This window comes from uncultured Halomonas sp., from assembly GCF_947501415.1.
Lineage (GTDB): Bacteria > Pseudomonadota > Gammaproteobacteria > Pseudomonadales > Halomonadaceae > Halomonas.
Genome location: NZ_CANMVL010000001.1, coordinates 94,888 through 112,712, shown reverse-complemented (window position 1 = coordinate 112,712; position 17,825 = coordinate 94,888). Strand labels below are relative to the sequence as shown.

Here is a 17,825-nt window from a genome sequence, read left to right as displayed (position 1 = left end):
CGTTGACCCATCGCCTAGGCTCGACCCTATAATAGTGCGCGTCGGGGCCAACGCCCCACCATCGGATCCGCTCGCCGTAACGTCGGCCGCAGGATCGTTCACCGCTGCAGGGAGACCGACGTGGACGAGAGCAACATCAACTGGATTCTAGCCATTGCCTGCCTGCTGGCCGGCATCGGCCTGGGGGCACTGGGATACCATCTGCTCAATTCCGGCGCCGACGGCATGCAGCGCCTGCGCCAGCGCCTGGCCGAACGTGACAGGGAGCTTTCGGCCCTGCGCGATGGCATGGATGAACACTTCGACGAGGTCGGCCGGCTGACGGAGACGCTACGCCAGAATGGCGAGGCGCTGGCCACGCGCCTCGCCGCGGACGCCGACACCCTCGGTGCACGCTCTCGGCCGGCCCGTGGTCTGGCCATGGATGAAGCCGCAACCGCTGCCGATGAAGGGAGCGATAACTCTCCTCCAGCGCCCCGGGACTACGCCGACGGCTCGGGCGGCACCCTGTCAGAGGACTTCGGTCTCAAGGAGGCCGATAGCCAGGATGGCGAGAAGCTCGACGCTCCCCGTTACTGAGCCGAGCGACGCCTGCCACTACCGACGCCTGCCACTGCCGACGCCTACCACTACACGCCACTATCGACGCCCCGCCTCATGAGCGGGGCGTTCGCTTTCTAGGCTACGCCGGGTTGTCGATATCCACGAAGCGATGCTCGAGACCGAACTCCGCGGCCAACCACTCCCCCAGTGCCCGAACACCATCTCGCTCGGTAGCATGATGCCCCGCACAGAGGTAGTGGATGCCCAGTTCGCGCGCCAGGTGGGTGGTGCGCTCGGAGATCTCGCCGGAGATAAAGGCATCTGCCCCCGCCTCCCAAGCCGCCGTGATCATGTCCTGAGCCCCGCCGGTACACCAGGCCACGCGGCGAATCTCGCCGGCATGCGGTGCCTCCACCAGCAGCGCCTCGCGCCCAAGGCGCTCGCCCACATGAGCGCTGAGCGCCTGGGCATTCATGCCCGCCGGAGGCGTCCCCAGCCACAGCAGCCCCTCCCCCATTGCGCCGTCGGCGCATCCTTCCGCCGTAAAGCCGAGCCGCCGCCCCAGTTCGGCGTTGTTGCCAAGCTCGGGGTGAGCATCCAGCGGCAGGTGATAGGCCAGCAGGTTGATATCGTGGGTCAGTAGGGTCTGCAGGCGCCGACGCTTCATGCCGGTAACCGCCACCGGCTCGTTCTTCCAGAAGTAGCCATGGTGCACCAGCACCAGGTCGGCTGCCCAGGCGACCGCCTCGTCGAGCAGCGCCTGGCTGGCAGTGACGCCACTGAGCACTTTCACGACCTCCTCTCGCCCCTCCACCTGCAGGCCATTGACGGTGTAATCCTTGAAGCGGCTGGCCTGCAGCCTGCTATCGCAGGCGGCTACCAGGGCATCGCGATGAGCCATCGTCTCCTCCGGACGCTGTGGAATGAAGGTGTTACCATGCGTCGATTGTAACCGTCGCCGCCCCGCTTCGGCGAACGCTCTGACGAGGACCGCGCCCCGCATGCCCTACCGATCGCCGCGCCATCACCTACGCTCGCTTATGCCCTACCTGCTTCCCGTCATGATCGGGCTCCTGCTTGCCATGGCACTGCTCAACGCCTTCCCGCAATTGTCGGGACGCCATGGCAGTGAAGCCCCGGTAGTTACGCCCCCCCCTGCTCCACGCGAGCCGCTGGCGGTATCACCCGAAGCAGCGGCGCCCCGCGACCCCATCGAGCGCCCGGCACCGGAACTGCGCCAGGCGCCACCGCTCTCCCGCGAGCAGGGACCGGCAAGCTACGCCGCAGCGGTCGAGCGCGCCGCCCCCGCCGTGGTCAACATCTACTCCTCCCGGGTCGTCGAGCGCGACCAACATCCATTGATGTCCGACCCCTTCTTCCGCCAGTTCTTCGGCGACGACATGCCGGCCCGCCAGCGCATGCTCTCGAGCCTGGGGTCGGGTGTGATCGTCAGCGAGCAGGGCTACGTGCTGACCAATCATCACGTCATCGGTGGCGCTGACCAGATCCAGGTCGCGCTGCGTGACGGCCGCGAGACACTGGCCGAGGTGATCGGCACCGATCCAGAAAGCGACCTCGCCGTGCTGCGTATCGAGCTTGATGATCTGCCGGTCATCGAACTGGCCGACTCCACGGAGGTGGCCATCGGCGATGTGGCCCTGGCCATCGGCAATCCCTTCGGGGTCGGCCAGACGGTCACCATGGGCATCATCAGCGCCACCGGCCGCAGCCACCTGGGACTGAACGCCTATGAGGACTTTATCCAGACCGATGCCGCCATCAATCCGGGCAACTCCGGGGGAGCACTGATCAGCCCCGATGGCGCCATGGTCGGCATCAATACCGCCATCTTTTCACGCTCCGGGGGTTCCCAGGGCATCGGCTTCGCGATCCCCGCCAACCTGGCACGCAACATCCTCGAGGAGCTGGTCACCCAGGGGCGGGTGATTCGCGGCTGGCTGGGGGTCGAGGCTCAGGAACTCAACCCGGAGCTGGCCGCCTCCTTCGGACTCAAGGCACCACGTGGCGTGATCATCGCCGGGGTCGTACCCGGCGGTCCCGCCGACCAGGCCGGCCTGCGTCCCGGTGATGTGCTGCTCTCCATCGATGGCCGAGCGATCCTCGACGCGCGAGAAACGATGGCCGATATCGCCGCCGTGGAGCCCGGCGACAGCCTGCCCCTCACCGTGGTGCGCGGCGGCGAGAAGCTGGCGCTGACGGTCGAGGTCGGCGAGCGCCCACCCCCCGAGCTACAGCAGCCCGAATAACCCCACCGCGGCATGCAAAACGCGAAGGGCCCCGCCTTGCGGCGGGGCCCTTCGCGTGTTTCGACTCTTCGCGCGTCTCGACCCAGCGGCTCACGTCCTGATGCGATACTCGGCGCTGCGCGCATGCGCGGTCAGTGACTCGCCGCGAGCCAGCACCGAGGCGACCCTGCCGAGGGTCGAGGCGCCTTCGGCCGAGCAGTGGATGATCGATGAGCGCTTCTGGAAGTCATAGACGCCCAGCGGCGACGAGAAGCGCGCCGTCCCCGAGGTGGGGAGCACGTGATTGGGCCCGGCGCAGTAGTCGCCCAGCGCCTCGGCGGTATAGCGCCCCATGAAGATGGCACCGGCATGACGCACCTCGGGCAGCCATCCCTCGGGGTTGGCGACCGAGAGCTCGAGATGCTCGGGGGCAATGCGATTGATCAGAGCCACCGCCTCGGCACGATCGCGGCAGCGAATCAGCGCCCCGCGCCGTGAGAGAGACTCACGCACGATCTCGTGGCGCTCCAGGGTCGGCAGCAGGCGGTCGATGGCCGCCTCCACGGCATCCAGATGTTCGCCATCCCAGCCCACCAGAATCGCCTGGGCATCCTCGTCGTGCTCGGCCTGGGAGAAGAGATCCATGGCCAGCCATTCCGGGTCGGTGCCGCCATCCGAGACCACCAGGATCTCCGAGGGGCCGGCGATCATGTCGATGCCCACCTGGCCGAACACCGATCGCTTGGCGGTGGCCACGTAGATATTGCCCGGACCGACGATCTTGTCGACACGCGGCACCGTCTCGGTGCCGTAGGCCAGCGCGGCAACCGCCTGGGCGCCGCCCACGGTAAAGACACGATCGACACCAGCCAGGTGCGCCGCGGCCAGTACCAGCTCGTTGAGCACGCCGTCCGGCGTAGGCACCACCATGATGATCTCGCGCACACCGGCCACATGGGCAGGAATCGCATTCATCAATACCGAGGAGGGGTAGGCCGCCTTTCCGCCGGGCACATAGATGCCGGCACGATCCAGCGGCATGACCTGCTGGCCGAGCACGGTGCCGTCCTCCTCGGTGTAGTGCCAGGATTCGGGCTTCTGGTGCTCATGGTAGAGGCGGATGCGCTCCGCCGCCTGGGCCAGCGCCTCACGCTGACCCTCGGGCAGCCCCTCATAGGCCTGACGCAGACGCGGCGCATCGAGAGTGAGCTCAGCCATGTCCGTGACCGCAAGACGGTCGAAGCGATTGCTGGCCTCCACCAGGGCCGTATCACCACGCTCCTTCACCGCGGCAAGGATCTCCGCGACCCGGGCCTGGACCTCGCCATCGGAGACCCCCTCCCAGGCGAGCAGATGGTCGAGCCGTGTCGAGAAGTCGGCGTCGGCGGTCGCGAGGCGGGAGATTCCGGAAGAGGCGTTGGTCTCGGTCATGGCTGCATCTCTATGGTGTCGGGCCTGTTGTTGTCGGGCCTGTTGATATCGGGCTGGTCACGTCTGTGGGCAGGCACCTCAGTCGGCAGACAGCTCAGCCAGCAAGGTCTTCACGGCGGGCCGCAACCGCCTGCTTGAGGCGCTCGAGCAGTGGCTTGATGCGGGCATGTTTCATGGTCATGGAGGCCTTGTTGACCACCAGCCGGGTCGTGACCGGCGCGATCAGCTCCCGGGGCTCCATGCCATTGGCGCGCAGGGTATTGCCGGTATCGACGATATCGACGATCTCATCGGCCAGATTCATCAGTGGCGCCAGCTCCATGGCACCATAGAGCTTGATGACCTCGGCCTGGATGCCCTGCTCGGCATACCAGCGCCGGGCGATATTGACGAACTTGGTGGCTACTCGGCGCCTGGCGCTGGCCGGCTCGGCGCCGGTGATCCCGGCGGTCATCAGCTTGCACCGCGCAATCTCGAGGTCGAGCGGCTCATAGAGACCCGCCGCCCCATGCTCGAGCAGCACGTCCTTGCCCGCGATGCCCAGGTCCGCGGCACCCAGCTGCACATAGGTCGGCACATCGGTGGCTCGAATGACCACCAGCTTGACGTCGGGCAGGTTGGTGTCGAACAGCAGCTTGCGACTCTTGCCCAGATCCTCCACCGGCTCGACGCCGGCATCGGCCAGCAGCGGCAGCGTCTCTTCGAGGATACGGCCCTTGGAGAGGGCCACGATCAGTTGTTTGCTCATGCTCTTGCCTTGGTCCGGGTACGGGCTAGCCGGGTACGCGTCGGATACGTGCGCCCAGCAGTTGCAGCTTCTCCTCGATACACTCGTAGCCGCGATCGATATGGTAGATGCGGTCGACCAGGGTCTCCCCCTCGGCCATCATCGCCGCAATCACCAGCGACGCCGAGGCACGCAGGTCGGTGGCCATTACCGGGGCACCGGAGAGCCGCTCGACCCCCTCGATCACCGCGGTATTGCCCTCCAGCGCGATTCGGGCCCCCATGCGATTGAGCTCCTGAACATGCATGAAGCGGTTCTCGAAGATGGTCTCCACCACCCGGGAGCTGCCATCGGCCACCGCGTTCATGGCCACGAACTGGGCCTGCATGTCGGTCGGAAAGGCCGGATACGGCGCGGTGCGAATATTGACCGGTCGAGGGCGCTTGCCGTGCATGTCCAGGGCGATCCAGTCATCACCGGTAGTGATCTCGGCACCCGCCTCCTCGAGCTTGGCCAGCACCGCCTCGAGAATGTCGGCACGGGTGCGACGCACCTTGACGCGACCACGCGACAGCGCCGCGGCCACCAGAAAGGTACCGGTCTCGATCCGATCGGGCATCACATCGTGATAGGCACCATGCAGACGCGGCACGCCCTCGATGGTGATGGTGTCGGTGCCGTGACCCCGGATGCGGGCGCCCATCTTGATCAACAGCTCGGCCAGGTCGACGACCTCAGGCTCCCGTGCGGCATTCTCGAGCACCGTGGTGCCCTCGGCCAGCGCCGCCGCCATCAGGAGATTTTCGGTACCGGTCACGGTGACGGTATCGAAGAAGATCGTGGCCCCCTTCAGCCGCCCCTCCACACGGGCGCGAATATAGCCGCCCTCGACGCGGACCTCCGCCCCCATGGCCTCCAGGCCTCTTAGATGCAGATCTACCGGGCGCGAGCCGATGGCGCAGCCCCCCGGCAAGGAGACGTCGGCGTGGCCAAAGTGAGCCAGCAGCGGCCCCAGGACCAGAATGGAGGCACGCATCTTCTTGACCAGCTCATAGGGCGCATCACAGTGCGCCACCTGGGATCCGTCGAGCTGGATGGTCATCTTCTCGCCCATCACCGCTTCCACACCCAGGTGTCCGAGCAGCTCCAGGGTGGTGGTGATGTCCTGCAGATGCGGTAGATTGCCGATGGTCACCGGCTCGTCGGCCAGCAGGGTGGCGCAGAGGATGGGCAGGGCGGCGTTCTTCGCGCCACTGGCCCAGACCTCGCCGTCGACCGGCCCGCTGCCGGTAATGATCAACTTGTCCATGGGGCTCGGGTTCTCAGGCGCCGGAGTTCTCCGGCGCACCTTGCCACTGCGCCGGGGTATAGGTCTTGATGCTCACGGCATGCAGCGCGCCGGAAGCGATCTCTTCGGTGAGAGCGCCATAGATCAGCTGCTGGCGCTTGACCGGCGACAGGCCAGCAAAGCGTTCGCCCACGGCCACCACCTGAAAGTTGCAGCCCTCGCCCTGAATATGGAACTCGCAGTCATCGATACGTGACTCGAGCAGCTCCTTGACGTCACTGGGTTGCATGGTCAGGCACTCCTTATCATGCTGAATATGGTACGGAAACGATCAAAGGCACCTCGCACGATGACATCATTTCATCGTCGACGGCGGATTATGGATGCCCCATGGTAATGAAAAGCACCGCACTTGGCGATCGCCCCTGCGGGTCGCGACTAGCCGCGCACCGACTCCACCGGCAACAGGCGCTCGAGGCCGGCCAGATCGGTGAGCCGCAACAGCGCCGCGGAGAGTCGCACTCGCTCGAGAGTCAGGCCGGCCCGGCGTGCCGCACGCGCCCATTCGAGCAATACCGTGAGCGCCGCACTGCTGACGCCGGCGACACCGCTCAGATCGAAGCTGACGACCTCCCCGGCCTGACGCCGGGCGAGCCAGCGGCTGCCTGCATCGGCGAGCTCGGCGGCATGCTCGAAGCCCACCGCCCCGCAGACCACCAGACACTCCTCTCTGGCCTCGAGGTCCAGGCCGTTTCGCGCCAGCAACCTGCTCACGCGCCCTGCTCCAGCTCCTCGACGCCGACATCGGGCGACCAGCCATCGATGACAGCATCGTAGTCGCGCGCGTTGTCACGCATCGCCTGATCGAACTGATTGCGGAAGGTCAGTCCCAGATTGATGCCATTGACGATGACGTTGACCACCCGCCACTCATCGCCGGAGAGACGCAGTGAATAGCTGACCGGATAGACGGTGCCATCCTTGGCCACCACTTCCATATCGACGCTGGCCTGGTCCTCATGGCGCCGAGGGCCCTGGCTGGCAAGCACACGCAGCTCACGATAGTCGAAGGTGACCAGCCCCTTGGCGTAGGTATCGATCAGCGTCTGGCGAAAGGTATCGACGAAGCGCGAACGCTGCTGGGGCGTGGCATTGGAGAAGTAGCGCCCCATCACGCTGGCGCCGATATAACGGAAATCGGCGATCTCGTCGAGACTCTCGTCGACCAGTGCCTCGAGTTCGGCCATGTTCTCGGCGAAGTGGTCACGCCTGCCCTCGATCTTGCCGGTCAACGTCTCGACACTGTGGCGGATGACCTCGTCGGGCTGCCGCTCGGGGGCCGCCTGGGCCGCCTGGGCCGTCAGGCTGAACAGCACGCTCAGCAGCAGTGCCGCCAGGGTCAGAGGGATACGAATCATGTTCAACGTCTCCATATCGGGATCGTTAAGGAGGAGCCAGTCAGCACCAGAGGATCGGCACCCTAGTCGCTGACCATGTTTGACACAAACTGCTGGATGAGCTCTTCGAGCACCAGGGCCGATTGGGTATCACGCAGGGTGTCGCCGTCGGCCAGCGTCTCGGGATCCCCCCCCACGGAAAGGCCCACGTACTGCTCCCCGAGCAGCCCCGAGGTCAGGATAGACGCGGTGGTATCCTTCGAGAGGCGACCTTCCAGTTCGTCATCGATCTCCAGCACCACCCTGGCATCGTACCAGTCGGTATCGAGCTCGATGGCCGCCACACGCCCCACGGTAACGCCCGCCATGGTCACGCGCGCCCGCGTCTTGAGGCCGCCGATATTGGCGAAGTTGGCTTCCAGGCGGAAGGTATCGCTGGGGGCCTGCATCGCCAGGCCGCTGACCCGCAGGCCAAGGAAGAGCACGCCGAGAATACCGGCAAGCATGAACAGCCCCACCCCCAGTTCCATGGTTTTACTGCGCTTCATCTAGAATCTCCATACGACAGGGCAGACGCTTGTCATCAGGCGAGCCCGCCGAACATCATGGCGGTCAGTACGAAATCAAGGCCGAGCACGGCCAGCGAGGAGTAGACCACGGTGCGTGTCGTGGCCCTCGAGATGCCTTCCGACGTCGGCACCAGATCATAGCCCTGGAACACGGCGATCCAGGTCACCACCACGGCAAACACCAGGCTCTTGATGATGCCGTTGCCCACGTCATCGATAAAGTCGACGCTGGCCTGCATGTTGGACCAGTAGGAACCCTCGAAGACCCCCAGCCAGTCGACCCCGACCAGGTAGCCACCGTAGATACCCACCACACCGAAGCCCACGGTGAGCAGCGGCAGGGCCACGAAGCCCGCCCACAGGCGCGGCGCCACCACCCGACGCAGCGGATCGACACCGATCATCTCCATGCTGGTCAGCTGCTCGGTGGCCTTCATCAGGCCGATCTCGGCGGTGAGTGCCGACCCGGCCCGACCGGCGAACAGCAGGGCCGCCACGACCGGAGCCAGCTCCCTCAGCAGCGAGAGTGCCACCATCTGGCCCAACGCATCCTCGGCGCCAAAGTCGACCAGGATGGTATAGCCCTGCAGCGACAGCACCATACCGATGAAAAGCCCCGAGACGAGGACGATGGCCAGGGAGAGCACACCGACGAAGTGCATCTGGCGCACCCAGAGATAGAGCCCTTCCCTGCTCGGCACCCCCACGGCAGACTGACCCAGGAAGAGGCCGGCACGCCCCAGCGACTCGAAAAGATCACAGCCGTAGCGCCCCAGGCGTCGAATTCGTTGGATCATCGGGCGCCCCCCGGGGCAAGCATGTCGCTGACGAAGTCCTGCGATGGGTAGTGGAAGGGCACAGGTCCATCCGGCTCCCCATGCACGAACTGGCTAACACGCGGATCACGATCCACGTCGAGGTGCTCGGGCGTACCGTGAGCCATCACGCGACCATCGGCCACCACATAGACATAGTCGGCGATACTCAGCGTCTCATTGATATCATGAGAGACCACGACCGAGGTCAGCCCCAGCGCCTGATTGAGGCGCTTGATCAGCTGCACCAACACTCCCATGGAGATCGGATCCTGGCCGACGAAGGGCTCATCATAGAGGATCAGCTCGGGGTCCAGAGCAATGGCCCGCGCCAGGGCCACGCGGCGCGCCATGCCTCCGGAAAGCTCGGCCGGCATCAGCTCTCGAGCGCCCCGCAACCCCACTGCCTCGAGCTTCATCAGCACCAGATCACGCACCATCGCCTCGGGCAGATCCGTATGTACCCGCAGCGGGAAGGCCACGTTCTCGAAGACGCTAAGATCGGAAAACAGCGCACCGCTCTGAAACAGCATGCCCATGCGGCGACGCATGGTGAAGAGATCCCGCCGCGACTGGCGATGGACATCCTGGCCATCGATCAGCACCCGCCCCGAATCCGGCACGAGCTGACCGCCGATCAGCTTGAGAAGGGTGGTCTTGCCACTGCCACTGGGGCCCATGATGGCGGTAACGCCACCACGCTGGATCGTCATGTCGACGCCGCGGAAGATCTCCTTGTCGCCACGCGCGAAATGCAGCCCCTCCACCACCACGAAGGGAGTGTCACTCATCGGCAAAGCCATCCTGATAAAATTATCGAACATCGTATCCTAACTATCCTGCCAGACGCCAGCCCGATGCGTTGCGGCGGGTTGCACCCTGCCTGGCCAGCACGTTTAATGACGACCTTCCGCTACCGACTGAGCGAGCCGAGTTGTCATGCTGTACCCCCTGATCGCCATATTGCTTGGCCTCGTGGCCCTGTTGTGGAGCGCCGACCATTTCGTGGGCGCGGCCGCTGCCACCGCCCGCCGCGCGGGCATGAGCACCATGCTGGTGGGCATGACCATCGTTGCCCTGGGCACCTCGGCACCGGAGATCGTGGTGTCACTGATGGCCTCCCTCGACGGCATTCCCGACCTGGCCACCGGCAACGCCCTGGGCTCCAACATTGCCAATATCGGCCTGGTGCTGGGGGTCACCGCCCTGGTCGTGCCGATCCCGGTGCGCTTCTCCGTGGTGCGACGCGAACTCCCCCTGCTGCTTGGCGCCACCGGCCTGGCCGGCTACGCCCTGGCCAACGGCCACCTCGGCCGCCTGGATGCGACACTGCTGATTGCCCTGCTGCTGTTCAGCCTGTGGTGGCTGTTTCGAGCCGATACGCCGGATGCCGAGGAGGAAGTGGCGGGCGAGATCCCCGATATGCCGCTGATTCGCGCCCTGCTATGGCTGGTGGGAACGCTTGCCGTGATGATAGCCGGCTCACGCGGGCTGGTATGGGGGGCCAGCGAAATCGCCCGCGACCTGGGGATCAGCGAGCTGGTCATCGGCCTGACCATCGTCGCCATTGGCACCAGCCTGCCCGAGCTTGCCGCCTGTGTCGCCAGCGCACTCAAGCGTCACCATGATCTCGCCATCGGCAATGTGATCGGCTCCAATCTCTTCAACCTGCTGGCGGTACTGCCGATCCCGGGTCTGCTGGCGCCCGGCGCCGCCGATCCCGCCGCCGGAGAGCGCGACTACCCCGTGCTGTTGGTGCTGACCCTGGCGCTGGGCGCACTGCTGCTCTGGCAACGCCGCAACCACCTCGGCCGGCTCCCCGGCGCGGCGCTGGCCGCGACCTATGCCGGCTACCTGATCTGGCTCGGCACGGCCAGTCTGGGCGTCGGCTCTTGAGTGAACCCTCACAACAGGCAACAATCGGCATCATGACATCCGAAACCCCTGGGGCCGGATCGGCCCTTCGCGACAGCGCCCGACGCACCCTGCGCCTCGAGCAGCAAGCCATCGACGCCCTGGCGGCACGCCTCGACGAGGCCTTCGACCACGCCTGTGAGCTGATCCTGGCATGCCGCGGGCGCGTGGTGGTCACCGGCATGGGCAAGTCCGGTCATATCGCCGGCAAGATCGCCGCCACGCTTGCCAGCACCGGCACGCCGGCCTTCTTCGTCCACCCCGGGGAGGCCAGTCACGGCGATCTGGGGATGATCACACCCGGCGACGTGGTGCTGGCCCTCTCGAACTCCGGCGAGACCGCCGAAGTGACCGCTCTGCTGCCGCTCCTCAAGCGCATGAAGGTACCGCTGATCAGCATGACCGGGCGGCCCACGTCGAGCCTTGGCCGCCACGCCGACGCCCACCTCGACACCGGTGTCGAGCGCGAGGCCTGCCCCCTCGATCTTGCGCCCACCGCCTCCACTACGGCCGCCCTGGCCATGGGGGATGCCCTGGCCGTGGCACTGCTCGAGTCTCGCGGCTTTACCGCGGAGGACTTCGCCCTCTCACACCCCGGTGGCAGCCTCGGCAAGCGACTGCTGCTGCGCGTCAGCGACCTGATGCACAGTGGTAGTCGGTTGCCGCGGGTCCCCCTGGGGAGCCCGCTGCGCGACGCCCTGCTGGAGATTACCCGCCAGGGACTGGGCTTCACCTGCGTGGTGGCACCCGATGGCCGTCTCGCCGGGGTCTACACCGACGGCGACCTGCGGCGGACCCTGGACCTGCACAGCGACCTCAGCGGCCTGAGCGTCGATGACGTGATGACCTGCCCCGGCAAGCGAACCACGCCGGAGACCCTGGCCGCCGAGGCAGTCAGCCTGATGGAAGACCACCGCATCTCCGCCCTGGCCGTGGTCGATGACGAGGGGCGCCCGGTTGGCGCCCTGCATATGCACGACCTGCTGGCCAGCGGCGTGATCTGACCCCAACAATACGGAGCCCTCATGCCCCATACCTCCCCCCTTCAGGACCCGCAGCTCACCGCCCGTCTGCGCCAGATTCGCCTGCTTGCGCTGGACGTCGATGGCGTGCTCACCGACGGGCAGCTCTACTTTCAGGCCGATGGCATCGAGATCAAGGCGTTCAATGTACAGGATGGCCACGGCCTGAAGCTGCTCAAGCGTGCCGGCTTCCAGGTGGCGCTGATCACCGGTCGCGAATCGAGCATGGTCAGTCACCGCGCCGCGGCACTGGGTATCCAGCATGTCTTCCAGGGCGTCGAGAAGAAGCTTCCGGTCCTGCGGGAACTCACCAAGCGCCTGGGGCTGGAGCTCGAGCAGGTGGCCTACTGCGGTGACGACATGCCCGATGTCGGCGCCATTCGTCGTGCCGGCATCGGCATCAGCGTGCCCAATGCACCGACCTATATCCAGAAGCATGCAGACTGGGTCACCGAGCGCGGTGGTGGCCAAGGGGCGGCCCGCGAGATCGCCGATACCCTGCTGCGCGCCCAGGGGCACTGGGATGCGGTCATTGACACTTACCTGCATGGAGCCGGCTAGGATCATGCGCCTGCCGCGCCCCGGCTTTCGCACCGGACTGACCCTGTTGCTGCTGGCACTGGGAGGCGGGCTGGCGCTGCTCGATCTACGTGGCCCAGACACCATCCAGCAGATACCACGCGATGCCGCCGGGGAGCCCGACTTCTATCTCGAGAATGCGCACCTGACCCGCTTCGACGCCGAGGGGCGCCTGCACCAGCAGGTGACGACCCCCCGCCTGGTCCACACCCCCAAGGATGATGTGACGCGTCTTGAGACACCACATATCAAGCTCCACGACCGTGGCGGCCGGCTCTGGCTTGCCGAAGCCGACAGCGGCCGGCTGGGGCCCGGAGGCAATCCGCTGCGACTCGAGGGCGAGGCCAGGCTACACGCCCCCGCCGAGCAGTGGTCACTGGCGACCGACACCCTGCATTATGATGCCGACACCGGTCATGCCTGGAGCACCACCCCTGCCATCCTGCGCCAGCCTCCGCAGCATGTGCGTGGCGAGCGCTTCGATGCCTGGGTCCATGACAACCGGGCACGCCTGACCGACAATGTGCGCGGCCACCACCCGCCCGAGACCTTCGAGGAGTCCTCGTCATGAAGCGCCCCCTATCCTCACTGCTGACCGGTGCCCTGTTGCTGACGCTGCTGCCTCTCGCCCCTGCCAGCCTGGCACAGAGCCAGGCTCAAAATCAGGATGCCAGTGCGCCCATTCTGGTGGAGGCAGACCGTCTCGATCTTGACGACCGCGCCGGCACCGCCGTGTATACCGGCAACGTGGATATTCGCCAGGGCAGCATGCGCCTGACCGGGAGCCGCGTGGAGATCCGCCGTAACGCGGCAGGCGAACTCTCCCGAGCCACCGCCATCGGCGACCGAGCCTATCTCGAGCAGCAGCCGAACCCCGCCGAACCCGTCATCAAGGGGTGGGGGCGCACCATTGTTTATCATGTGGCCGAGCGTCGTGTTGAGCTGATCGACCGCGCCGAGCTCCACCAGGGGGGCGACACCTTCGAGGGCGGTTATCTGGAGTACTTCCTCGATCGCCGGGTCGTGCAGGCCCGCGCCGATGCCGAGGGGGTCGAAGGCAGCCAGCGTATTCGCATGACCCTCCAGCCGGAACAGCAGCAAGGGGAACCATGAAGACCCTTCACGCCCGCCATCTCGCCAAGAGCTACAAGCGCCGCCGTGTGGTGCAGGATATCGGCCTGTCGATCCGGCAAGGCAGCATCGTCGGGCTCCTCGGCCCCAACGGCGCCGGCAAGACCACCTCCTTCTACATGATCGTGGGGCTGGTGCGCGCCGACGCGGGCACGGTGACCATCGACGAGCTGGACCTCTCCCACGCCGCCATGCACGAGAGGGCCCGGGCCGGCATTGGCTACCTGCCGCAGGAGGCCTCGATTTTCCGCAAGCTGTCGGTGGCCGACAACATCATGGCGATCCTCGAGACCCGCCGCGACCTCGACCGCGACGGACGTCGAGCGCGCCTGGAGCAGCTGCTCGAGGAGTTCCATGTCACCCATATTCGCGACAACCTGGGCATGAGCCTGTCCGGCGGCGAACGTCGCCGGGTGGAGATCGCCAGGGCCCTGGCGACCGAGCCCGCCTTCATTCTTCTCGACGAGCCCTTCGCCGGCGTCGACCCCATCTCGGTGGGCGAGATCAAGGGTGTCATTCGTCAGCTGAAGGCTCGCGACATCGGCGTTCTGATCACCGATCACAATGTCCGCGAGACCCTCGACATCTGTGATACCGCCTACATCGTCGGCAACGGTCAGATCATCGCCGAGGGCGATGCCGAGTCGATCCTTGCCAACCAGAAGGTACGTGAGGTCTATCTCGGTGCCGACTTCCGCCTCTGACAAGAGTCCCTCGCGCCTGGTGATGGCGACAGCACTGCCGGCGACAGGTCGGCTCGATAGCGCCCACCCAGCAGCATGACTCCAGTGGCATGATTATTGCTTAAGGTCGTATTGCACGATGCCCTGCCAGGCACTAGGGTAAGGCTTTCCGACATGCCAGGAGGACGCCTGCCATGGCCATGAAGGCATCTCTGCAATTACGGGTCGGCACCCAGCTAACCATGACTCCCCAGCTGCAGCAGGCCATCGCCCTGCTGCAGCTCTCCACTCTCGACCTGCGCCAGGAGGTCCAGCAGGCGGTGGAGAGCAACCCGCTGCTGGAGCTTGACGATGACTTCGGTGAGCAAGCCACGCAGGAGCCTGTGCAGGACGACTGGGCAAGCGAGATTCCCGAGCAGCTCGCCACCGACAGCGACTGGTCGGATACCTACCAGGACCTTGCGGCGCCCAGCGGCGGAGAGGGACCCGATTTCGAGCGCCAGGCGGAAGGCCAGAGTCTGCACGGTCATCTCTCCTGGCAGCTGGCGATGAGCGACCTCGACCCACGGGAGCGCCAGATCGCCGAGAGCCTTATCGACGCCGTCAACGATGCCGGCTATCTCACGGCTCCCCTCGACGAGATTCGAGACGGCCTGCAACAGCAGGGGCTGTCCGACTTGCGCAGCCAGGAGATGGAGCGAGTCCTGCGCCATCTGCAGCAGTTCGAACCCACGGGGATCTTCGCCCGCGACTTGAGTGAATGTTTGCAGCTTCAGCTCGCCGCCCTCCCCGACGATACGCCGCACCTGCCCCAGGCACGACGCCTGGTCCGCCAGTTCCTGGAGGCCCTCGGCAACGATGACCGTCGCCTGCTCAAGCGGCGCCTGGGGCTGGACGACACGGCGCTCGACGCCTCCATCGCCCTGGTACGCAGCCTGGATCCTCGCCCTGGCAGCGCCTTCTCAAGCGTCACCGACGACTACGTGATTCCCGACCTCGTTGCCTTTCACGACCAACGTGGCTGGCACGTCGAACTCAACCCCGAGGCGATCCCACGACTGCGCATCCAGCCCGATTACGCGGCACTGATCCGCCGTGCCGACAAGAGTGACGACAACACCTTCCTCAAGGAGCACCTCCAGGAGGCGCGCTGGCTGATAAAGAGCCTGACCAGCCGCAACGATACCCTGCTGCGAGTCGGTCGCGAGATCATGGCGCGCCAGTTCGACTTTCTGGAACAGGGTGAAGAGGCCATGAAGCCACTCACTCTGGCCGATATCGCCCAGACGGTGGAGATGCATGAATCCACCATCTCACGGGTCACCACCCAGAAGTTCATCCATACCCCCCGCGGGGTCTTCGAGCTCAAGTTCTTCTTCTCCAGCCAGGTCGGCAACGAGGGCGACACCCACTCAAGCACCGCCATTCGTGCACGCATCCGCAAGCTGATTCAGGAGGAGCCGCCGCGCAAGCCGCTATCCGATAGCCGGCTGGTCACCCTGCTCGACGAGGCCGGCATCCGGGTCGCCAGACGGACGATCGCCAAGTACCGTGAAGCCATGGGCATCCCCTCCTCCAGCGAGCGCAAGCGCCTGCGCTGAGGGCGATCGGCAGGCAACTTTGCCCCCCTGCTCGACCGGCTCAACCCCTTGAACATGGCGGGAATCCGCCCCGGATCCGCCGGGGGGTATGCAAGGCAGGAAAAAGGGTTACAATCGAATCACAACCATCGAGCAAGGAGCGTGTCATGCAAGTGAATATCACCGGCCTTCATGTGGAACTGACCGATGCCCTGCGTGACTATGTCAACGAGAAGCTGACTCGCGTGGAGCGCCACTATGACAACATCACCAACGTGCAGGTGACCCTGTCTGTCGAGAAGGAGCGTCAATCGGCCGCCTGCATCATGCACGTTGCCGGTGCCGAGCTGCATGCAGAAGCCCAGGATGTCGACATGTACGCTGCCATCGATGCCCTCGCCGACAAGCTGGACCGCCAGCTGGTCAAGCACAAGGAAAAGGCCCAGGCTCGCGCCCAGGGCGCCGGCGCCCGCTGAACCCACGATGTCCTCACTCGAAACCATTCTCCCCCCGGAGCGCACCCTCTTCGATGTGCCCGGGGGCAGCAAGAAACGGGTGCTGGAGTTCTTCAGCACCTTCATTGCGCAGAACACGCCCAGCCTCGACAGCCAGGAGGTCTTCGCGAGGCTGATTGCCCGCGAGCGCCTCGGCAGTACCGGCATCGGTAACGGCGTGGCCATTCCTCACGCCCGTAGCCCCCACTGCAAGGCGCCTATCGCCGGCTTCCTCAAGCTGACGGAACCGGTGGATTTCGACGCCATCGATGGAGAGCCCGTCGATCTGGTGTTCGTGCTGCTGGTTCCCGAAGAGGCCGATGCGGCCCACCTGACCCTGCTGGCCCAGCTGGCCGGCATCATGAACGACGTCGATACCCGCACGCGCCTGCGCCGCAGCTCGAGTCAGCGCGACCTCCACGACAGCCTTATCGAGGCCATTCGACGACAGGGTTGAGCGGTAACGAGCACCCCTCGGCCAGAACGACCAGGAGACCTCCATGCGACTCGTGATCATCAGCGGCCGCTCCGGCTCGGGCAAATCAATCGCCCTGCAGGCGCTGGAGGATCTCAGCTACTACGCCATCGACAACCTGCCGGCCATGCTGCTGGGTTCGCTGGTTGACGAACTGAGCAACCCCGAGTCCCAGCGCACCTCGATCGCCGTCAGCATCGATGCCCGTAACCTCCCCCAGGCCCTGGAGCGCTTCCCCAGCCTCCTGGAGGAGGTGCGTGAACGCGGTATCGACTGCCAGGTCATCTACCTGAACACCGACGCACGCATCCTGATCGAGCGCTACTCCGCCACCCGGCGGCGACACCCGCTGACCCGCGAGAGCGAGATGACGCTCGCCGAGGCGATCGACTCCGAGGAGCAGGCACTCTCCGGGATTCGCGACCTGGCCGATCTGGTGATCGACACCTCACGACTGACGGTCCATGAGTTACGCGCCCGTATCGCCGACCAGGTAGCCCATCATCGCCCCGAGCAACTGACCCTGACGGTGGAGTCCTTCGGCTTCAAGCGCGGCGTCCCCCTGGACGCCGACCTGGTGTTCGATGCGCGATGCCTTCCCAACCCCTACTGGGACCCACGCCTCAGGCCCTACAACGGCCAGGATGCCGAGATCGTCGCCTTTCTCGAGGATTACCCGGTGGTGCAGGAGATGCTCACCGATATCCACGACTGGCTGACACGTTGGCTGCCCAGATACGCGGCCAGCCATCGCAGCTATCTCACCGTGGCCATCGGCTGCACGGGGGGGCAGCACCGCTCGGTCTATCTCGCCGAGCGCCTGGCCAGGCAGCTTGCCCAGCAGCAGACGCGGGTACGCTTGCGCCATCGCGAACTGGGCACTCAGGACACCTTGCCCGGCCCCGAGACCCCACCTCATCAAGGAAGTTGA

22 protein-coding genes are annotated in these 17,825 nt (G+C 65.7%); 12 read left to right on the top strand and 10 right to left on the bottom strand.

Going from position 1 to position 17,825, the window contains the following annotated elements; translation table 11 throughout:
• Positions 1–120: 120 nt before the first annotated feature.
• Positions 121–579: a DUF1043 family protein gene (locus Q0894_RS00495; RefSeq protein WP_299230508.1), complete on the top strand. Its 459-nt coding sequence runs from the start codon at positions 121–123 to the stop codon at positions 577–579.
• A 103-nt stretch (positions 580–682) separates the two neighbouring features.
• Here Q0894_RS00495 and Q0894_RS00490 read toward each other — a convergent pair whose 3' ends face one another.
• On the bottom strand, positions 683–1,444 hold the full coding sequence (locus Q0894_RS00490) for a Nif3-like dinuclear metal center hexameric protein (RefSeq protein ID WP_299230506.1): 762 nt from the start codon (positions 1,442–1,444) through the stop codon (positions 683–685).
• Between the two features lie 100 nt (positions 1,445–1,544).
• Between Q0894_RS00490 and Q0894_RS00485 the strand changes: the two genes are divergently transcribed.
• A complete protein-coding gene (locus Q0894_RS00485; protein ID WP_299230503.1) occupies positions 1,545–2,810 on the top strand; it encodes a Do family serine endopeptidase in 1,266 nt (421 codons plus the stop codon).
• Between the two features lie 90 nt (positions 2,811–2,900).
• Here Q0894_RS00485 and hisD read toward each other — a convergent pair whose 3' ends face one another.
• From hisD to Q0894_RS00440, 9 genes are all read right to left on the bottom strand, one after another.
• Entirely contained in the window at positions 2,901–4,220 is a 1,320-nt protein-coding gene (hisD, locus tag Q0894_RS00480; protein ID WP_299230501.1) for a histidinol dehydrogenase, read from the bottom strand.
• Between the two features lie 94 nt (positions 4,221–4,314).
• Positions 4,315–4,968, bottom strand: a complete 654-nt coding sequence (gene hisG, locus Q0894_RS00475) for an ATP phosphoribosyltransferase (protein WP_299230499.1) — start codon at positions 4,966–4,968, stop codon at positions 4,315–4,317.
• 25 nt (positions 4,969–4,993) lie between these two features.
• A complete protein-coding gene (gene murA, locus Q0894_RS00470; RefSeq protein ID WP_299230497.1) occupies positions 4,994–6,256 on the bottom strand; it encodes a UDP-N-acetylglucosamine 1-carboxyvinyltransferase in 1,263 nt (420 codons plus the stop codon).
• Between the two features lie 13 nt (positions 6,257–6,269).
• Complete coding sequence (locus Q0894_RS00465; RefSeq protein WP_195689429.1) at positions 6,270–6,524, bottom strand: BolA family protein; 255 nt, start codon at positions 6,522–6,524, stop codon at positions 6,270–6,272.
• Between the two features lie 149 nt (positions 6,525–6,673).
• Complete coding sequence (locus Q0894_RS00460; protein WP_299230493.1) at positions 6,674–7,009, bottom strand: STAS domain-containing protein; 336 nt, start codon at positions 7,007–7,009, stop codon at positions 6,674–6,676.
• Positions 7,006–7,653 (bottom strand): ABC transporter substrate-binding protein, encoded by a 648-nt coding sequence (locus Q0894_RS00455; protein WP_299230491.1) that lies wholly within the window; start codon positions 7,651–7,653, stop codon positions 7,006–7,008. Before Q0894_RS00455 ends, Q0894_RS00460 begins: the two co-directional genes overlap by 4 nt.
• A 62-nt stretch (positions 7,654–7,715) precedes the next feature.
• The gene (gene mlaD / locus Q0894_RS00450) at positions 7,716–8,180 is read right to left on the bottom strand and encodes an outer membrane lipid asymmetry maintenance protein MlaD (protein ID WP_299230489.1); all 465 of its coding nucleotides are present in this window, start codon (positions 8,178–8,180) and stop codon (positions 7,716–7,718) included.
• A 35-nt stretch (positions 8,181–8,215) separates the two neighbouring features.
• On the bottom strand, positions 8,216–8,998 hold the full coding sequence (gene mlaE / locus Q0894_RS00445; protein WP_299230487.1) for a lipid asymmetry maintenance ABC transporter permease subunit MlaE: 783 nt from the start codon (positions 8,996–8,998) through the stop codon (positions 8,216–8,218).
• On the bottom strand, positions 8,995–9,807 hold the full coding sequence (locus Q0894_RS00440; protein WP_299230485.1) for an ATP-binding cassette domain-containing protein: 813 nt from the start codon (positions 9,805–9,807) through the stop codon (positions 8,995–8,997). The genes mlaE and Q0894_RS00440 overlap by 4 nt, the downstream gene beginning before the upstream one ends.
• Positions 9,808–9,955: 148 nt before the next feature.
• On the opposite strand from Q0894_RS00440, the gene Q0894_RS00435 reads away from it, so the two are divergent.
• The 10 genes from Q0894_RS00435 (at position 9,956) to rapZ (ending at position 17,825) form a co-directional block, all read left to right on the top strand.
• The gene (locus Q0894_RS00435) at positions 9,956–10,912 is read left to right on the top strand and encodes a calcium/sodium antiporter (protein WP_299230483.1); all 957 of its coding nucleotides are present in this window, start codon (positions 9,956–9,958) and stop codon (positions 10,910–10,912) included.
• Positions 10,913–10,944: 32 nt separating this feature from the next.
• Positions 10,945–11,934, top strand: coding sequence for a KpsF/GutQ family sugar-phosphate isomerase (locus Q0894_RS00430; protein ID WP_299230481.1), 990 nt, complete (start codon positions 10,945–10,947; stop codon positions 11,932–11,934).
• 21 nt (positions 11,935–11,955) lie between these two features.
• Complete coding sequence (locus Q0894_RS00425) at positions 11,956–12,513, top strand: HAD hydrolase family protein (protein ID WP_299230479.1); 558 nt, start codon at positions 11,956–11,958, stop codon at positions 12,511–12,513.
• A gap of 4 nt (positions 12,514–12,517) precedes the next feature.
• Positions 12,518–13,102: an LPS export ABC transporter periplasmic protein LptC gene (gene lptC / locus Q0894_RS00420; RefSeq protein ID WP_299230477.1), complete on the top strand. Its 585-nt coding sequence runs from the start codon at positions 12,518–12,520 to the stop codon at positions 13,100–13,102.
• Complete coding sequence (lptA, locus tag Q0894_RS00415) at positions 13,099–13,644, top strand: lipopolysaccharide transport periplasmic protein LptA (protein ID WP_299230475.1); 546 nt, start codon at positions 13,099–13,101, stop codon at positions 13,642–13,644. Before lptC ends, lptA begins: the two co-directional genes overlap by 4 nt.
• Complete coding sequence (gene lptB / locus Q0894_RS00410) at positions 13,641–14,366, top strand: LPS export ABC transporter ATP-binding protein (RefSeq protein ID WP_299230473.1); 726 nt, start codon at positions 13,641–13,643, stop codon at positions 14,364–14,366. The genes lptA and lptB overlap by 4 nt, the downstream gene beginning before the upstream one ends.
• Before the next feature lie 173 nt (positions 14,367–14,539).
• Positions 14,540–15,946, top strand: coding sequence for an RNA polymerase factor sigma-54 (locus Q0894_RS00405; RefSeq protein ID WP_299230470.1), 1,407 nt, complete (start codon positions 14,540–14,542; stop codon positions 15,944–15,946).
• Between the two features lie 146 nt (positions 15,947–16,092).
• Positions 16,093–16,401 (top strand): ribosome-associated translation inhibitor RaiA, encoded by a 309-nt coding sequence (gene raiA / locus Q0894_RS00400; protein ID WP_299230468.1) that lies wholly within the window; start codon positions 16,093–16,095, stop codon positions 16,399–16,401.
• A 7-nt stretch (positions 16,402–16,408) separates the two neighbouring features.
• Positions 16,409–16,876, top strand: a complete 468-nt coding sequence (gene ptsN, locus Q0894_RS00395; protein WP_132042301.1) for a PTS IIA-like nitrogen regulatory protein PtsN — start codon at positions 16,409–16,411, stop codon at positions 16,874–16,876.
• A 43-nt stretch (positions 16,877–16,919) separates the two neighbouring features.
• Positions 16,920–17,825, top strand: coding sequence for an RNase adapter RapZ (rapZ, locus tag Q0894_RS00390; protein WP_299230465.1), 906 nt, complete (start codon positions 16,920–16,922; stop codon positions 17,823–17,825).

What these genes read in the sequence shown, in the direction of transcription:
- lptB (WP_299230473.1), top strand. Translation starts at nt 13,641, where the DNA reads ATGAAGACCCTTCACGCCCGCCATCTCGCCAAGAGCTACAAGCGCCGC.
- Q0894_RS00425 (WP_299230479.1), top strand. Translation starts at nt 11,956, where the DNA reads ATGCCCCATACCTCCCCCCTTCAGGACCCGCAGCTCACCGCCCGTCTG.
- hisD (WP_299230501.1), bottom strand. Translation starts at nt 4,220, where the DNA reads ATGACCGAGACCAACGCCTCTTCCGGAATCTCCCGCCTCGCGACCGCC.
- Q0894_RS00455 (WP_299230491.1), bottom strand. Translation starts at nt 7,653, where the DNA reads ATGATTCGTATCCCTCTGACCCTGGCGGCACTGCTGCTGAGCGTGCTG.
- Q0894_RS00490 (WP_299230506.1), bottom strand. Translation starts at nt 1,444, where the DNA reads ATGGCTCATCGCGATGCCCTGGTAGCCGCCTGCGATAGCAGGCTGCAG.
- Q0894_RS00465 (WP_195689429.1), bottom strand. Translation starts at nt 6,524, where the DNA reads ATGCAACCCAGTGACGTCAAGGAGCTGCTCGAGTCACGTATCGATGAC.
- mlaE (WP_299230487.1), bottom strand. Translation starts at nt 8,998, where the DNA reads ATGATCCAACGAATTCGACGCCTGGGGCGCTACGGCTGTGATCTTTTC.
- ptsN (WP_132042301.1), top strand. Translation starts at nt 16,409, where the DNA reads ATGTCCTCACTCGAAACCATTCTCCCCCCGGAGCGCACCCTCTTCGAT.
- Q0894_RS00485 (WP_299230503.1), top strand. Translation starts at nt 1,545, where the DNA reads ATGCCCTACCGATCGCCGCGCCATCACCTACGCTCGCTTATGCCCTAC.
- raiA (WP_299230468.1), top strand. Translation starts at nt 16,093, where the DNA reads ATGCAAGTGAATATCACCGGCCTTCATGTGGAACTGACCGATGCCCTG.
- mlaD (WP_299230489.1), bottom strand. Translation starts at nt 8,180, where the DNA reads ATGAAGCGCAGTAAAACCATGGAACTGGGGGTGGGGCTGTTCATGCTT.
- murA (WP_299230497.1), bottom strand. Translation starts at nt 6,256, where the DNA reads ATGGACAAGTTGATCATTACCGGCAGCGGGCCGGTCGACGGCGAGGTC.
- rapZ (WP_299230465.1), top strand. Translation starts at nt 16,920, where the DNA reads ATGCGACTCGTGATCATCAGCGGCCGCTCCGGCTCGGGCAAATCAATC.
- Q0894_RS00405 (WP_299230470.1), top strand. Translation starts at nt 14,540, where the DNA reads ATGGCCATGAAGGCATCTCTGCAATTACGGGTCGGCACCCAGCTAACC.
- Q0894_RS00435 (WP_299230483.1), top strand. Translation starts at nt 9,956, where the DNA reads ATGCTGTACCCCCTGATCGCCATATTGCTTGGCCTCGTGGCCCTGTTG.
- Q0894_RS00430 (WP_299230481.1), top strand. Translation starts at nt 10,945, where the DNA reads ATGACATCCGAAACCCCTGGGGCCGGATCGGCCCTTCGCGACAGCGCC.
- lptA (WP_299230475.1), top strand. Translation starts at nt 13,099, where the DNA reads ATGAAGCGCCCCCTATCCTCACTGCTGACCGGTGCCCTGTTGCTGACG.
- hisG (WP_299230499.1), bottom strand. Translation starts at nt 4,968, where the DNA reads ATGAGCAAACAACTGATCGTGGCCCTCTCCAAGGGCCGTATCCTCGAA.
- lptC (WP_299230477.1), top strand. Translation starts at nt 12,518, where the DNA reads ATGCGCCTGCCGCGCCCCGGCTTTCGCACCGGACTGACCCTGTTGCTG.
- Q0894_RS00440 (WP_299230485.1), bottom strand. Translation starts at nt 9,807, where the DNA reads ATGAGTGACACTCCCTTCGTGGTGGTGGAGGGGCTGCATTTCGCGCGT.